This window comes from Pantoea sp. ARC270, assembly GCF_003236725.1.
Taxonomy (GTDB): Bacteria; Pseudomonadota; Gammaproteobacteria; order Enterobacterales; family Enterobacteriaceae; genus Pantoea; species Pantoea anthophila.
Map to the genome: position 1 here is coordinate 37,270 of NZ_PUGA01000029.1, position 14,771 is coordinate 52,040.

Consider the following 14,771-nt stretch of genomic DNA (forward strand, 5'->3'; position numbering starts at 1 on the left):
TATGGATACGCAACAAACCCGCCAGGGCGTGGGTTTCGCCCTGGGGGCTTACTTTATCTGGGGCATCGCGCCGGCTTACTTCAAACTGGTGAAGCAGGTTCCGGCCACGGAAATCATGACGCACCGGGTTATCTGGTCTGCGCTGTTTATGCTGCTGCTGATTACGCTGAGCCGCAGCTGGCCCGTCGTACGCAGCGTGTTCTCTCAGCCAGCAAAAGTGCTGATGCTGGCGCTGACCGCGCTGACCATTGGCGGCAACTGGCTGCTGTTTATCTGGGCGGTCAATAATCAGCATATGCTGGAAGCCAGCCTGGGTTACTTTATTAATCCGCTGATTAATGTGGTGTTCGGCATGCTGTTTCTGCGCGAGCGTTTCCGTCGTCTCCAGTGGCTGGCGGTGCTGCTGGCCACCCTCGGCGTGCTGGTGCAGCTGTGGCAGTTCGGTTCGCTGCCGGTGATTGCGCTGGGGCTGGCGCTGAGCTTCGCCCTGTATGGTCTGGTGCGTAAAAAGATTCAGGTCGATGCTCAGAGCGGCATGCTGATTGAGACCCTGTGGCTGTTCCCCCTGGCGGCCATCTATCTGTTCGGCTTTGCCGACAGCCCCACCAGCCATCTCTCCGCTAACCCGCTGAGCCTCAACCTCAGGCTGGTCGCGGCAGGGATTATCACCACCATTCCGCTGATGCTGTTTGCGGCGGCCTGCAGCCGGCTGCGTCTCTCCACGGTTGGCTTCTTTCAGTATCTCGGCCCGACCCTGATGTTTATCCTGGCGGTCGTTTTCTACGGGGAAACCATCACGCCAGACAAGATGGTCACCTTTGGCTTCATCTGGCTGGCGCTGCTGGTGTTTGTCTGCGATGCAGTGGCGTTTTCATTCCGCACCCGTGCGCGCGTAGCGTGAAATAAAGCGCGCCATCGCCGGGCCGGTCAGCAGGATGGTGAACAGACGCAGCGTCTGTAACGCCATCACAAAAGCCATGTTGACCTGGGTGCCCGCGGCAATTATCGCCACCGTGTCCAGCCCGCCCGGACTGGTGGCGAGATAGGCGGTCATCAGATCGATATCCAGCATCTGCGTCAGCATCCACGCCAGCCCGCCACACAACAGCATCAGCCCGAAGATGGAGGCGAGCATCTGCGGCAGCGTGCGCAGCGCCAGCAGGAAAATCGGACGGGTGAACCGGAGCCCGACACTCCAGCCGATCAGCGCGTAGGCCAGAGCCAGCAGCCACTCCGGCACCTGGAGTACCGCAACACCGCTGCCGTTCAGTGCCGCCCCCGCCAGCGCGGGCAGCAACAGCGCCCCCGACGGGATGCGCAGCCGGGTGCCCAGCCACGCGCCCGCCAGCATCACCGCCAGCGTGATGACAAAGCCGCGATTCAGGGCGGGAAACCAGAGCAGCGAGACGCTGTGTGCTTCATCCCCCAGGCCGATACGTGCCACCAGCGCCGCCGCCGAGGCGACAAACAGCACCCGCAGATACTGCATGAACGCCACCAGCCGCACGTCGGCCCCAAAGTCGCCCGCCATCGCCACCATGGCGGATGCGCCACCCGGTGACGATCCCCAGGCACCGGTCGGGCCAGGCAGCTGACTGAAGCGCACCAGCAGAAAGCCCGATACGCCGCTGGCCGCCAGGGTCAGCAGCAGCACCGCCAGCACCACCGGCCACTCCTGAATCAGCGGCGTCAGAATCGACAGCGACAGGCTCTGTGCAATCATGCAGCCCAGTACCGCCTGCGCCAGCAGGAACAACCGCCTGTCGATGCGCAGCGTTGCGCCTGATAACCCCATCACAACGCCGACCACCATCGGGCCCAGCAGCAGCGCCGCGGGCACCTGAAAGTGGTGCAGCAGCGTCCCCAGCAGGACCGACACCAGCAGCAGCAGCGCCCACTGCGCGCGTAAGGATAAAGCGTCCATAAAAGTTAATTATTTGTAAAAACAAGGGGGGACAGAGTACGCAGAAATGGCGACGGGAGCCAGCAGAACGGGCCATCGATAATGGCCCGGAACGTTTTACAGCCAGTTTTTACGTTTGAAGTAGAGATAGGGTGCCAGGCCCGCCAGGATCATCAGGCCAATCGCCGCCGGATAGCCAAAGCTCCACTTCAGTTCCGGCATAAACTCGAAGTTCATCCCGTAGCTGGATGCCACCAGCGTCGGCGGCAGGAAGACAACGGAGACCACCGAGAAGATCTTGATGATGCGGTTCTGCTCGATGTTGATAAAGCCCATCGCGGCCTGCATCAGGAAGTTGACCTTCTGGAACAGCGATTCGTTGTGCGGCAGCAGCGACTCGATATCGCGCAGGATTTCACGCGCCTGCTCCAGCTGGTTGCCCGGCAGACGCGCTTTGCGCACCAGGAAGTTCAGGGCGCGCTGGGTATCCATCAGGCAGAGACGCACTTTCCAGCCGATATCTTCCAGCTCTGCCAGGCGTGACAGCGCCTGATCGTACTCTTCGCCCTGCTGACCTTCCATAATCACCCGGCTGAGTTTCTCCAGCGCGCTGTAGATGTTTTCGATCTCATCCGCCAGCTGTTCGATTTTGGTCTCGAACAGGTCGAGCAGCAGCTCAAACGCGTTGCCGTCGATCAGGGTCTGGTTTCGGGCGCGCATGCGGTAGAGACGGAAAGCGGGCAGTTCGCGTTCGCGCAGGGTATAGAGGCGGCCTTCACGGATGGTGAACGCCACCGTGGAGTTACCGGCGTGGTCGTCCGCATCTTCATAAAAGAAGAAGGAGTGGATGTGCAGACCATCTTCATCTTCGAAGAAGCGCGCCGATGCCTCGATATCTTCCAGCTCAGGTCGGGTTGCCAGGCTCTGGCCCAGCTCACACTGCACCCGGTCACGCTCGCCCTCTTCCGGCTCGATCAGATCGACCCAGACGGAGGTGGTCAGCTTGTCGTTTTCGTCTTCCAGCTCCAGTCGCGTCAGGCGGCTGTGGTCCAGTTTAAATGCGCTCAGCATAGCAATACTCCCCATTGCAGACTAAATGGGACAAGGCAATCCGCCGTTCCTCAACACAGAACGGGCGGCCTGAACACGGAAACAGAGTTTCAAAGGTAAATCAGTGCTGACTCGTGCGACGGGATCAAAAAGGGAGGTCGCTGATAACCGCTAAGGCTACCCGCGTAAAGAGGTAGCCTTAGATGTTATGCCTGGTATCCAGGTCATTGAGCCAGCATCGACTGGGCGTGTCCAAGGCGTTGTCCTCTCATGATAATAGTGGGCGCATGTTACGCTGAGACGAAAAAGCCGTCAACCGCACGCTAAAGCGTTTCCAGCTTCGCGTAAGCCGCCACCAGCCACTTGATTCCCTGCCCCTGAAACGCCACCTGCAGGCGGCTGTGCTCGCCGCTGCCTTCCAGGTTAATGATGGTGCCTTCACCAAATTTGGCGTGATGAACACGCTGGCCCAGCGAGAATCCGCTGTCATTTTTGGTCACCGGTGCTCCCATCCGCTGATGGCTGACCGGACGACTGACGCTGGCGCGCAGCCGCACTTCTTCAATGCACGTTTCGGGCAGCTCACCGATAAAACGGGAAGGACGGTGATACACTTCCTTACCATAGAGTCGGCGGGTTTCAGCATAGGTCAGCGTCAGCTTGAGCATCGCACGGGTGACGCCGACATAAGCGAGACGACGCTCCTCTTCCAGCCGGCCCCCCTCATCCAGCGACATCTGGCTCGGGAACATCCCCTCTTCCATGCCGACGATGAAGACCTGGCTGAACTCCAGCCCTTTTGCCGAGTGCAGCGTCATCAGCTGAACCGCATCCTGCCATTTGTCTGCCTGACCTTCGCCCGCTTCCAGCGCCGCATGAGATAAAAACGCCTGCAGCGGCATCAGATCTTCATCTTCGTCCTGATAGCTGAACTGGCGGGTTGCCGTCACCAGCTCCTCAAGGTTTTCGATTCGCGCCTGACCCTTCTCGCCTTTCTCCTGCTCATACATCAGCCACAGACCGGAATCTTTGATCACCCGATCGGTCTGCACATGAAGCGGTAATTCGGCGGTTTCGGTCGCCAGGGAATCGACCAGCTCACAGAAGCGTTGCAGCGCCGAGGCGGCCCGGCCAGCCAGCGCACGGGTTTGCAGCAGTTCGCGCGTCGCCTGCCACAGGGTCATCTGACGTTCGCGGGCAGTCTGACGCACCACGTCGAGCGTCCGATCGCCCACGCCGCGCGTCGGGGTATTGACCACACGCTCAAACGCCGCGTCGTCATTGCGGTTCGCGATCAGACGCAGATAGGAGAGCGCATCTTTGATCTCCTGACGTTCAAAGAAGCGCATGCCGCCATAAATCCGGTAGGGCATGCTGCTCTGCAGCAGCGCCTCTTCCAGCACACGCGACTGGGCGTTACTGCGGTAGAGAATGGCGCAGTCATTGAGCGCCCCGCCGTTCTCCATCCAGACCTTGATGCGGTTCACCACGAAGCGCGCTTCATCCAGCTCATTGAAGGCGCAGTAGATGGAGATCGGTTCCCCATCGCTGCCGTCGGTCCAGAGCTCTTTACCCAGCCGGCCATTGTTATTGGCGATCAGGGCGTTGGCGGCTTTCAGGATGTTATTGGTTGAGCGGTAGTTCTGCTCCAGACGGATGGTTTCCGCGCCGGGAAAATCCTGCAGGAAGCGCTGGATATTTTCGACCTGCGCGCCGCGCCAGCCGTAGATCGACTGGTCATCGTCACCCACGATGATCACCCGGCCGCTGTCACCCGCCAGCATCCGAATCCAGGCATACTGAATGTTGTTGGTATCCTGGAACTCATCCACCAGCACGTTGGTGAAGCGTTCGCGGTAGTGATTCAGAATGTGCGGCTTGTTGAGCCATAACTCATGCGCGCGCAGCAGCAGCTCGGCAAAGTCCACCAGACCGGCGCGATCGCACGCTTCCTGATAGGCCTGATAGATTCGCAGCCAGGTCTGCTCAATCGGATTGCCGTAGCTTTCGATATGCTTTGGCCGCAGGCCTTCATCTTTTTTGCCGTTGATGTACCACATGCCCTGGCGCGCAGGCCACTGCTTCTCATCCAGATTCATCGATTTAATCAGGCGCTTAAGCAGGCGCAGCTGATCTTCACTGTCGAGGATCTGAAAGTCCTGTGGCAGACCGGCGTCAAGATGATGAGCACGCAGCAGGCGATGCGCCAGACCGTGGAAGGTCCCGATCCACATCCCGCCCTGGCTGGTGCCAATCAGCTGCTCAATACGGTGACGCATCTCCGCCGCCGCTTTGTTGGTAAAGGTCACCGCCATAATGGAATAGGGTGAACAGTTCTCTACCGACATCAGCCAGGCGATGCGATGCACCAGCACCCGCGTTTTGCCACTGCCCGCGCCTGCCAGCACCAGCAGGTTACTGCGCGGGGCCGCTACGGCCTCACGCTGATTGTCATTTAACCCATCGAGCAGTTCAGAAACGTCCATAAGCACCGGTTACCAAAGAGAAAACGCCGTCATCGCGCGCGGTATTGCGCCTGCCACAGGCAAGGCTGGCGGCAAAGCTGAAAGCGGCAACGACTGGATAAATTTACAGCCATTATAGCAGTGAGGTGAGTGATGCCAACCGCGAAATTTCGACATGCGGCAACAGGCGCGCGTCCGGGATATGCATCAGGTTGCCCTGCCGCAGGTTAATCCAGCACGCCTGCAGCCCGCCGCGCAGCGAACCCGCCACGTCAGTGGTGAGATCGTCGCCCACATGCAGAATATGGTGGGGGGCGATAGCAAGACGCTGCGCCGCCAGCTGATACATATCCTGCCACGGCTTGGCGCGCCCGTCGGGCCCGGCGCGCAGAGTGAACTGAAAATAGCCGGCAATACCCATTTTTTCCGGGCTGGCGTTGCCGTTGGTGATCGCCACCAGCGGCACCTTCTCCGCCAGCGCTTTCAGCGTCTGATGGGTTTCCTCCGGCATCACAACCTGACTCCGCCACTGGTGGAAGACCGCCATCACCTCTGCCGCGCCCGCCGTGGCTTCCGCCGCAGAGAGGCCGATATTCAGCATCGCCAGCTCAACCGAACGGCGGCGCCACTCCGAAACGTCGTGAAAGATGTCGGGCTCTCGCTGCAACAGCTCATCTCGCAGTTGCTGATAATCCTGCGGCGTAAAGTCGCGCAGCGCCGGATGAAAAGCCTGTAACGCGGCATGCGACTCCAGCGTGGTGCGGCGGATCACCGGGTAGTTATCGTAAAGCGTGTCATCAAGGTCGAAAGTCATGGCTTTGATGGCCGACAGCGGACGATAAAACTTCATTCGTTCTTTCCTCGTTTGGCGCGGGGATGCGCAGCATCATACACCGAAGCCAGATGCTGGAAGTCGAGATGGGTATAGATCTGGGTCGTCGACAGGTTCGCATGCCCCAGCAGCTCCTGCACGGCGCGCAGATCGCCGCTGGATTCCAGCAGATGCGTTGCAAAGGAGTGACGCAGCTTATGTGGATGAATATGACTGGCGACGCCCTGGCGAATGCCCCATTCGGCGAAGCGCTTCTGCACGCTGCGCGGCGAGATGCGGTTGCCGCGCGTTGAAAGAAACAGCGCATCATCCTGACAGCCGAAGGTCTCACGCAGCGGCAGCCACTGTTCGATCCAGGTCACGGCCGTGCGGCCAATCGGCACCCGGCGCTCTTTACTGCCCTTACCCACCACCCACACCTCACCGGAATCGAGGTCAACGTGGCGGCAATCCATATTGACCAGTTCAGAGAGACGCAACCCGCCGCCATACATCACCTCCAGCATCGCCCGGTCGCGAACGGCCAGCGGATCGCTGAGATCGATCTCCAGCAGCTGATTCACTTCGTCAACGTCGATATTCTTCGGCAGATGGCGCGCTTTACGCGGCGTCATCACCCCTTTGGCGGGGTTAGCGGTGAGCATACCCTGACTGACCTGCCAGTCCAGGAAACTGCGCAGGGCTGAGAGACGCAGCGCAAGGCTGCTGGCCGAGAGTCCGGCGCGGCGGCTGCGCGCCGCCATACTGCGCACCTGGGCTGGCTCCAGCGCGGCCCAGCTGCTGAGCTTCATCTCATCCGCAATCGCGACCAGCGCAGCGAGCTGGCGCGCATAGCTGCTCTGGGTCAGCGGACTTAACTGGCGTTCCACTTTCAGGAAGCGCAGAAATCCGTCAACGGCCTCCTGCAGCGCGCTGCTCATGCGCGTTCAACCCAGCGCGACAGCAGACCTGGCATCATCTGTGACAGGTGCTGCAACAGCAGCGTTCCCATGCCTGACTGATAGTGCTGGCTGTCGCGGCTGCTGAAAATCAGCACGCCGAGGTCGCCCGCTTCGCCCATCAGCGACATCGCCACCGAGCCGATCGCTTTAGCCTGCGGCAGCAGCAGCAGCAGTTCCGGGCCGTTGATGTTGCCGAGATAGTGGTGCTGATGACCGAAACGCTGAATACGCAGCGGTTCGAAGGCCTGACGTGACAGGCTCAGCTGGAAGAAATCGGAGGGGGCGCCCAGCAGCCATTTATCGCTGAACAGCCGCACGTTGGCACCCGCCAGCCCCAGCTCTCGCGCCCAGCGATGCAGCCGGTTGAGCATATCCTGCAGCGAGTCAGCCGCGGCCAGATGGCTCTCCAGCGACAGCAGACGATCGAACAGCTCATGGTTGGCGCTGGCCTGCTCCATCAGCAGCGTGATCTCCTCTTCCAGCCGCTGGATGTGGTTGCGCTGACGCGCCATATGCCACTCCACCAGCGAGACGCTGCCGCGAACCGGATGCGGCACGGCCATCTGTTCCACTTCGCGGGCGTTACGGATAAAGAAATCGGGATTCTGCCGCAGATAATCACTGACGGCCTGATCGTCCAGCAGAACCGAACTGTCAGCCTGCTCTTCGATATTTTTCATAGATGAATAAACCCATCGTAGACGTGTGTCGCAGGACCGGTCATGTAGAGCGGCTGTCCGGCCCCTTTCCAGGTGATATGCAGGGTTCCGCCGGGCAGATCGACACGCACTTTGGGTGCCAGAATGCCCTGCTGGATGCCACATGCCACGGCAGCACAGGCGCCGCTGCCGCACGCCTGCGTTTCTCCCGCGCCGCGTTCGTAGACGCGCAGGCGGATGTGTTCGGGATTGACGATCTCCATGAAGCCCACATTGACCCGCTCCGGGAAGCGCTCATGGCTTTCCAGAATCGGACCCAGCAGTTCAACCTGTGCGGTTTTCACACTTTCAACCTGAATCACGCAGTGCGGATTGCCCATCGACACCGCGCCCATCATCACCGTCTGTTCGGCCACGCGCAGCAGATAGAGATTTTCCGCTTTATTGGCACGGAACGGCACCTGCTGCGGCTCAAAGTTCGGTTCGCCCATGTTCACGCGCACCTGATCGTCCGGCGTCACGGTTAACACCATGCGGCCATTCTGGGTACTGACCCGGATATCGCTTTTGTTGGTCAGCCCTTTCAGCTGCACAAAGCGGGCAAAGCAGCGTGCGCCATTACCGCACTGAGCCACTTCGCTGCCGTCGGCGTTGAAAATGCGGTAGTGGAAATCGAGATCGGGATCGTAGGGCGGTTCAACAATCAGCAGCTGATCGAAGCCGATCCCCAGATGACGATCGGCCAGCCGGCGGATCAATTCCGGCGAAAAGAAGACGTTTTGCGTCACCGCATCCACAACCATAAAATCGTTGCCGAGACCGTGCATTTTGGAGAACTGCATTTTTTGCTCCGCCGGGTAAGCCATCAGATTAGTTCGCTTTTACGCCTGAATTGCCGGTTACCAGCCCGCCCACATCGGCTTTAGAGGCGTCCGCTTTCTGGCGTTCGGTCGGCGCTTGTTGTTTCTTCGGCTGATCCTTCGGCGGGAAGTAAAGCGGCCCTTTCAGACCACAACCTGCAAGGCTGATTACTGCCAGTGTCATGGCAAACAGGCTTATCACTTTCTTCATTCTTTATGCTCTTCATGTCCTTTACCTGGATGCTTATCATCGCAGTTGAAGGTGGAAAAGCAACAGGAAATCCCCGCAAATAGCGTGAACCTGATAAGCGGTCAGGAAGCGCGCGGCCACCTGCTGAGCGCAGGCAGCCGGTCGGCATCAGTGCACCTGATAGCGTGGCTGATAGTCGCTGTTGTCGTTGTCAGGCTGGCTGGTGCAGAGCTGGGTCAGCGTCTGACTGCGGAACGGTATCACCTGAAAACGCTCGCCGGTGTTCACTATCTGGTAGAACTGCGGCAGGTTAAAGTTGATGAAGCTCGACCCGTAGGTAAAGCGATCGTGCGAGGAGGAGTAGAACCGGCTGACGTCGCGCACCAGCTCCTCTTTGCTGCCTTCGCAGTGATGATAAACCTCAACCCGGTTGGACTCATCCAGGATATAGATATTGAAACCTTGGTCGTCCGTCGTGTTCTCAAAAAAGAACTGAATAATGCCTTCGCTGGCATAGCCGTTGACCACCGGCGGCAGCGGCGTCTGGTTGGTTTCGACTTTGATCGACAGCCCGTGCAGCTTGTTATTGGAGATCGCGCCATAAAACTCTACCGCGTTTTCCAGCTTCTGCACGGAGACGCTCATGCGTTCAAAGAAGAGTCCCCATGTCTGGCCAGCCATACGCAGCGCCTTGAAGCGGCCAGGCTCCTGACGTGTGCTGGAGAGGCGCAGCTCAATGCACTCGGACACCAGCTGCTGAACGCGCGTGCGAATCAGACCGCGCAGATGCTGGCTGTAGCAGAAGACCTCTACCGTGTCTGGCGGTGCGGCATCCTGGTGCATCTTGCCCAGAATGGTTTTCAGTCCCTCGATCATCGCCTGTTCACCGCTGAAGTGCAGGGTTCGCACCTCATTCCAGGAGTTACGGTAGAGCAGGTCAATGCTGCCAATCAGACACTGCTGCTGCTGACCGAAGCTGAAGACATCGAGTTTGCGGAAGTCAAAATGCACCACCTGATTGCGGAAGGCCGCCGTCGGGTCGTGCTCAAGGTTCACGATAATCGCCAGGTGCCGAATTTCGCACGGGCTGTAGAGCGCTTTGGGCGTCGGCGCAGGCAGGCGCAGCGGGAAGTGGCTGGAGACGTCGTTAACCAGCTCCTGCAGGCGCGCCAGATCGCAGGTGTCATTGCCTTTGATATGCAGCCGGGTTTTGCGGGTCAGCAGGCCATTGAACCACGCCCACGCCACCAGCTTGTTCAGATAGCGGTTATATTCCAGCGGCTGATGGCTGATGATCGAATCCATATCCGGCGCCTGATTATAGAGATACCAGCCGGAGCGGTTGGCACGGCCAGGCGGCACATGAATAAAGGTCAGGTTCGGCTCAGAGAGATCGGGTGAAATCTGCGGGTTCACCAGCGTCACTTTGCCCGGCAACGCCTCAAAGGCGGCATACAATTTACGGGTCAGCACGCCGATATCCTGCGGGCTGGCGCTCACGCTTAAATTGTTACGGCGGGCAAAGCGGATCAGGTTGCGATAGCTCTGCATCATCGCATCCAGCAGTTCATTGTGGGCTTCACGCACGCGCTCGATTTTCCACCCGGCGCGGTTATCCAGGATAGCGAGCTTCTCGTCGTTCCAGCCCCACTCTTTCACCAGCTGCGATAAAATTTCGCGACGCCAGCCGCTGCGCTGCGGATGGTCGTCCGTGCTGAGCTTTTCGCACACTTTGAGATAGAAACAGCGCCGCACCAGGTCGAGACGCGGCTGATCGTCGATGCTGGTCAGATAGTGCGTCACGCGCTCCAGCATCATGCAGTAAGGGTCCAGCCCGAAGCAGATGATTTCGCCATCGTGCAGACGCTGTTTAATGTCCATCGCCAGCAGCTGGGTGTTCGGATATTCCCAGCTGTAGGCTTCCAGCAGCAGGGTCTTCAGCACCGCTTTATAGGGCGAATCGATGCTCTTATAGAGCTGCCACAGGCTGGCACCGAAATACTCTTCCGCCGACAGGGTGCCAAGGCCGCCCAGATCGAGCCACTCGTTAGGCGTCAGCACCCCTTTGGCATAGAGCGACATCACGTAATCGTCGTAGTGATGCTCCTCTTCGCCCGGCACCATATTCCACAGGAGGCGTTTACCCGCCATACGCACCGCGGTGCGGTAAAACTCATCCAGCAGGAGAATGTGTTGCGTTGAGCCACAATCTTCACCGCCCAGACTGCCGCTTTCGTTGTGACGGAAGCGGTTCTCGTCGATCAGGAAGAAGCTCACTTCCACGCCCATCGAGACGCACCACTTCTGCAGCAGCGTGCATTTGCGCTGCAGATTCAGCCGCTCTTCATTATCCAGCCAGGATTGATGGCAGACCCAGATATCGAGATCTGAGACGCTGTTCTGCCCGACAGAGGAGGTGCTGCCCATGGAGTAGATCGCCGTGATCGGCATTTCGCCTTTCGGCGCATCGGCATGGCGCAGGTCGCTGTCACCTGTGAGATCGGCCAGTAGCTGACGTTGGTTTTCATCAGGCGTGAAAAAGCTGATGCCATGTGGAACGTTACCTTCAAGGTAACCCGGCATCTGCGGATGTTGATAATGTAATAAGGTTGGCAGCAGACTGTAGACGCGCTGAAAAGCGGGTCCCATAGCAGCCAGCGCACGATCAACGCGCAGCTGGTTGATTGCATCCAGTCTCTGTTTCAGTGTCTCAATGTAGAGGTACAAGACGTTTCGCCTGATTGTCCCAGTGTTTAAGCACCCTGTTTCCCCGCTCTGCCGCTTATAAAAGTAAAAAAGTGGGCAGATAATTGCTGGAAACGTGATCAATCTAACACCCGGCAGATTGACCGTAAAGAAAGTTGCGCTACTTAACAGTTTAGCACGTTCTTACCAGCTTCCCGCCTTTTCAGCACTGGTTCCCACGTGATGGCTTGATGAACCGGGCCTGAAACCGCTCACAGGCCGTTTTCAATCCGTTGAAACTGACAGTATTCACCCAGAGATGATAGGATATTCAGTGAACGATAAAAATGGTTAACAGCATGTTAGACAAAATTTTCAGAATTGCTACAAGACAAAGCCCGCTCGCATTATGGCAGGCACATTATGTACAGCAACGCCTGATGAGCGCCCATCCGGGACTGCGCGTTGAACTGGTGCCAATGGTCACCAAGGGTGACATTATTCTTGATACGCCGCTGGCGAAAGTCGGCGGTAAAGGTCTGTTTGTCAAAGAGCTGGAACTGGCGATGCTGGATGGCCGGGCCGATATGGCGGTGCACTCAATGAAAGATGTGCCGGTCGATTTCCCTGAAGGTCTGGGCCTCGTAACCATCTGCGAGCGCGACGATCCGCGCGATGCGTTCGTTTCTCATCATTATGACAGCCTGGACGCGCTGCCTCAGGGTGCTATTGTCGGCACCTCCAGCCTGCGTCGTCAGTGCCAGATTAGCGCTCGCCGCCCGGATCTGGTGATCCGCTCGCTGCGGGGCAACGTGGGCACTCGTCTGAGCAAACTGGATGCCGGTGAATATGACGCGATTATTCTCGCCGTTGCCGGGCTGAAACGTCTGGGACTGGAAGATCGTATTCGTCAGGCCCTGCCTGCTGAAGTCTCCTTACCCGCCGTGGGCCAGGGCGCAGTCGGTATTGAATGCCGTCTGGATGACACCACCCTGATCGGCCTGCTGCAGGCGCTGAATCACGACGACACGGAAGTCTGTGTCAGAGCGGAACGCGCCATGAATACCCGTCTCGAAGGGGGGTGTCAGGTGCCTATCGGCAGTTTCGCCGTGCTGGAAGGCGATGAACTCTGGCTGCGCGGCATGGTCGGTGCACCGGATGGTCATGTGATGGTCAGCGGCGAGCGTCGTGGTCCGCGGGATCAGGCCCGCGAGATGGGCATTTCACTGGCCGACGAGCTGCTGGACGGTGGCGCCCGTGAGATTCTGCAGGACGTTTACCAGGGGCAGCCACCGGCATGACCATTCTGGTGACGCGCCCGGAACCCGCCGCGGCAGAGCTGGTGTCACGCCTGCATGCCCTTGGCAGGCAGGCGTGGAGCCTGCCGCTAATCGAGTTCGCACCGGGCGCGGACCTCCCCTTTCTGCCTCAGAAGCTCGCCGCCCTCCGCCCGGGCGACCTGGTTTTCATTCTTTCTCAGCAGGTTATTCACTACGCGCAGCACGCGATCAAAGCATGGCCCGGCGAGCTGGACTATTATGCAATTGGTCGCAGCACTGCGCTGGCGTTTCACACCGCCAGCGGCCGGCAGGTAACATGGCCCCATGCTCATGAAACCAGTGAAGAACTGATTCAGCTGAATACACTGCAGCAGATTGCCGGTAAACGTGCGCTGATCCTGCGCGGCGACCCCGGACGCGAATTGCTGGCAGAGACATTAACCCGGCGTGGTGCTGAGGTGACGTTTGCTGCCTGTTACCAGCGCTGTCAGAAGCATTACGACGGACCGGTCGAAGGCCGCCGCTGGCGCGATCGCGGCGTCTCGGTACTGGTGGTCACCAGCGGTGAAATGTTACAACAGCTCTTTTCGCTGTTCCCCGCAGTCGATCGCGAGGAATGGCTGCTCAACTGCCGACTGATTGTCGTCAGTGAACGTTTGGCTACCCTGGCCGCAGGATTGGGTTGGCAGGATATTCAGGTAGCCGATGGTGCCGATAACGATGCGCTGCTGCGCGCGTTACGATGAACTTAACAATGGGATGTGCCACATATGACGGAACAAAAAGACTCCTCCGCCATGGTTGAAGAAACCACCCCAGCGGTCGACCGCTCTCTCTCCAGCAACGACACGCCTCCGCGCAATGCGAATAAAGGTGGCATGGCGCTGGGGGCAGTGGCGATCGTCATTGCGCTGGCGATGGGTGCAGGTTTATACCTTTACGGGAAACATCAGGCTGATTTACAGGCACAAACCAATCAGAAGCTGAGTGACCAGCTGAGTGCGCTGCAGCAGCAGGCCAGCAGCGACAAACAGCAGCTGACTCAGCAGCTGAGCGGCGCTGAAACCGCACTGCAGACGGCACAGGCCCAGCAGAACGCGTCAGCCAAAGAGCTGGAAACCCTGCGCGAAAAAATGGCCGTGATTTCCGGCAATGACGTGCGCAGCTGGTTGCTGGCTCAGGCCGATTATCTGGTGAAACTGGCTGGCCGCAAGCTCTGGAGCGATCAGGATGTCACGACCGCCGCTGCGCTGCTGAAAAGCGCTGATGCCAGCCTGGCCGACATGAACGATCCTAGCGTAATGAACGTGCGTCGCGCCCTGACCCAGGACATCAGCAATCTCTCCTCCGTCACGCAGGTCGATTATGACGGCGTGATCCTCAAGCTGAATCAGCTGTCGAACAACGTCGATAATCTGCGTCTGGCAGACAACGACAGCGATGATGCGCCGATGGACAGCGATGGCGGCGAACTGTCGGGTTCCGTGCGCGAGTGGCGTCAGAACCTGGTGAAGAGCTGGCACAACTTTATGGATGACTTTATTACCATCCGCCGCCGCGATAACACCGCCCAGCCGCTGCTGGCCCCGAATCAGGATGTCTATCTGCGTGAGAATATCCGCTCGCGTCTGCTGATCGCAGCGCAGGCTGTGCCGCGTCATCAGGATGAGATTTACAAACAATCTATCGATACCGTCTCCGCCTGGGTTCGCGCCTGGTATGACACTAACGATGCGGCAACGAAAGCCTTCCTTGCCCAGCTGGATGAGCTGAGCCAGCAGAACATCAATATGGATCTGCCTGACACGCTGGAAAGCCAGCCGTTGCTGGAACAGCTGATGCAGACCCGTGTGCGGAACCTGTTAGCTCAGCCCTCTGCCGCTGCCACTCAGCAGGGAGGCTAAGC

General features: G+C 58.9%; 14 protein-coding genes. 4 read left to right on the top strand and 10 right to left on the bottom strand.

Annotated features, from left to right (window positions below):
* Position 1: 1 nt before the first annotated feature.
* On the top strand, positions 2-901 hold the full coding sequence (gene rarD, locus CKF42_RS14255) for an EamA family transporter RarD (protein WP_009088462.1): 900 nt from the start codon (positions 2-4) through the stop codon (positions 899-901).
* Here the strand turns inward: rarD and CKF42_RS14260 are convergent.
* From CKF42_RS14260 to CKF42_RS14300, 10 genes are all read right to left on the bottom strand, one after another.
* A complete protein-coding gene (locus CKF42_RS14260; protein WP_111208478.1) occupies positions 872-1,924 on the bottom strand; it encodes an AbrB family transcriptional regulator in 1,053 nt (350 codons plus the stop codon). The two genes, rarD and CKF42_RS14260, sit on opposite strands and share 30 nt — an antisense overlap.
* 96 nt (positions 1,925-2,020) lie before the next feature.
* Positions 2,021-2,974 carry a magnesium/cobalt transporter CorA gene (gene corA / locus CKF42_RS14265; protein ID WP_009088458.1) on the bottom strand — a complete coding sequence of 318 codons (954 nt, stop codon included), beginning with the start codon at positions 2,972-2,974 and terminating at the stop codon, positions 2,021-2,023.
* A 178-nt stretch (positions 2,975-3,152) separates the two neighbouring features.
* Complete coding sequence (gene ysgD / locus CKF42_RS21525) at positions 3,153-3,209, bottom strand: YsgD/CorL family protein (protein WP_350769477.1); 57 nt, start codon at positions 3,207-3,209, stop codon at positions 3,153-3,155.
* Positions 3,210-3,276: 67 nt separating this feature from the next.
* Positions 3,277-5,439, bottom strand: coding sequence for a DNA helicase II (gene uvrD, locus CKF42_RS14270; RefSeq protein ID WP_009088456.1), 2,163 nt, complete (start codon positions 5,437-5,439; stop codon positions 3,277-3,279).
* A gap of 112 nt (positions 5,440-5,551) precedes the next feature.
* Positions 5,552-6,268, bottom strand: a complete 717-nt coding sequence (gene yigB / locus CKF42_RS14275; RefSeq protein WP_009088454.1) for a 5-amino-6-(5-phospho-D-ribitylamino)uracil phosphatase YigB — start codon at positions 6,266-6,268, stop codon at positions 5,552-5,554.
* Positions 6,265-7,170 carry a tyrosine recombinase XerC gene (gene xerC, locus CKF42_RS14280; RefSeq protein WP_111208479.1) on the bottom strand — a complete coding sequence of 302 codons (906 nt, stop codon included), beginning with the start codon at positions 7,168-7,170 and terminating at the stop codon, positions 6,265-6,267. The genes yigB and xerC overlap by 4 nt, the downstream gene beginning before the upstream one ends.
* The gene (locus CKF42_RS14285) at positions 7,167-7,871 is read right to left on the bottom strand and encodes a DUF484 domain-containing protein (RefSeq protein WP_009088449.1); all 705 of its coding nucleotides are present in this window, start codon (positions 7,869-7,871) and stop codon (positions 7,167-7,169) included. Before CKF42_RS14285 ends, xerC begins: the two co-directional genes overlap by 4 nt.
* Positions 7,868-8,692, bottom strand: a complete 825-nt coding sequence (dapF, locus tag CKF42_RS14290) for a diaminopimelate epimerase (protein ID WP_111208492.1) — start codon at positions 8,690-8,692, stop codon at positions 7,868-7,870. The genes CKF42_RS14285 and dapF overlap by 4 nt, the downstream gene beginning before the upstream one ends.
* Before the next feature lie 28 nt (positions 8,693-8,720).
* Positions 8,721-8,921, bottom strand: a complete 201-nt coding sequence (locus CKF42_RS14295; RefSeq protein WP_009088446.1) for a lipoprotein — start codon at positions 8,919-8,921, stop codon at positions 8,721-8,723.
* Positions 8,922-9,068: 147 nt separating this feature from the next.
* Positions 9,069-11,627, bottom strand: coding sequence for a class I adenylate cyclase (locus CKF42_RS14300; protein ID WP_009088443.1), 2,559 nt, complete (start codon positions 11,625-11,627; stop codon positions 9,069-9,071).
* Between the two features lie 317 nt (positions 11,628-11,944).
* Between CKF42_RS14300 and hemC the strand changes: the two genes are divergently transcribed.
* The 3 genes from hemC to hemX are packed head-to-tail and all read left to right on the top strand — an operon-like array spanning position 11,945 to position 14,769.
* Positions 11,945-12,886, top strand: a complete 942-nt coding sequence (gene hemC, locus CKF42_RS14310) for a hydroxymethylbilane synthase (protein WP_111208493.1) — start codon at positions 11,945-11,947, stop codon at positions 12,884-12,886.
* On the top strand, positions 12,883-13,611 hold the full coding sequence (hemD, locus tag CKF42_RS14315; protein WP_046100954.1) for a uroporphyrinogen-III synthase: 729 nt from the start codon (positions 12,883-12,885) through the stop codon (positions 13,609-13,611). Before hemC ends, hemD begins: the two co-directional genes overlap by 4 nt.
* Positions 13,612-13,635: 24 nt before the next feature.
* Positions 13,636-14,769 carry a uroporphyrinogen-III C-methyltransferase gene (hemX, locus tag CKF42_RS14320; RefSeq protein ID WP_009088438.1) on the top strand — a complete coding sequence of 378 codons (1,134 nt, stop codon included), beginning with the start codon at positions 13,636-13,638 and terminating at the stop codon, positions 14,767-14,769.
* Positions 14,770-14,771 lie beyond the last annotated feature (2 nt).

Bases quoted from the DNA above. Each gene is read 5' to 3' on its own strand.
- rarD (WP_009088462.1), top strand. From the start codon at position 2: ATGGATACGCAACAAACCCGCCAGGGCGTGGGTTTCGCCCTGGGGGCT.
- CKF42_RS14260 (WP_111208478.1), bottom strand. From the start codon at position 1,924: ATGGACGCTTTATCCTTACGCGCGCAGTGGGCGCTGCTGCTGCTGGTG.
- corA (WP_009088458.1), bottom strand. From the start codon at position 2,974: ATGCTGAGCGCATTTAAACTGGACCACAGCCGCCTGACGCGACTGGAG.
- uvrD (WP_009088456.1), bottom strand. From the start codon at position 5,439: ATGGACGTTTCTGAACTGCTCGATGGGTTAAATGACAATCAGCGTGAG.
- yigB (WP_009088454.1), bottom strand. From the start codon at position 6,268: ATGAAGTTTTATCGTCCGCTGTCGGCCATCAAAGCCATGACTTTCGAC.
- xerC (WP_111208479.1), bottom strand. From the start codon at position 7,170: ATGAGCAGCGCGCTGCAGGAGGCCGTTGACGGATTTCTGCGCTTCCTG.
- CKF42_RS14285 (WP_009088449.1), bottom strand. From the start codon at position 7,871: ATGAAAAATATCGAAGAGCAGGCTGACAGTTCGGTTCTGCTGGACGAT.
- dapF (WP_111208492.1), bottom strand. From the start codon at position 8,692: ATGCAGTTCTCCAAAATGCACGGTCTCGGCAACGATTTTATGGTTGTG.
- CKF42_RS14295 (WP_009088446.1), bottom strand. From the start codon at position 8,921: ATGAAGAAAGTGATAAGCCTGTTTGCCATGACACTGGCAGTAATCAGC.
- hemC (WP_111208493.1), top strand. From the start codon at position 11,945: ATGTTAGACAAAATTTTCAGAATTGCTACAAGACAAAGCCCGCTCGCA.
- hemD (WP_046100954.1), top strand. From the start codon at position 12,883: ATGACCATTCTGGTGACGCGCCCGGAACCCGCCGCGGCAGAGCTGGTG.
- hemX (WP_009088438.1), top strand. From the start codon at position 13,636: ATGACGGAACAAAAAGACTCCTCCGCCATGGTTGAAGAAACCACCCCA.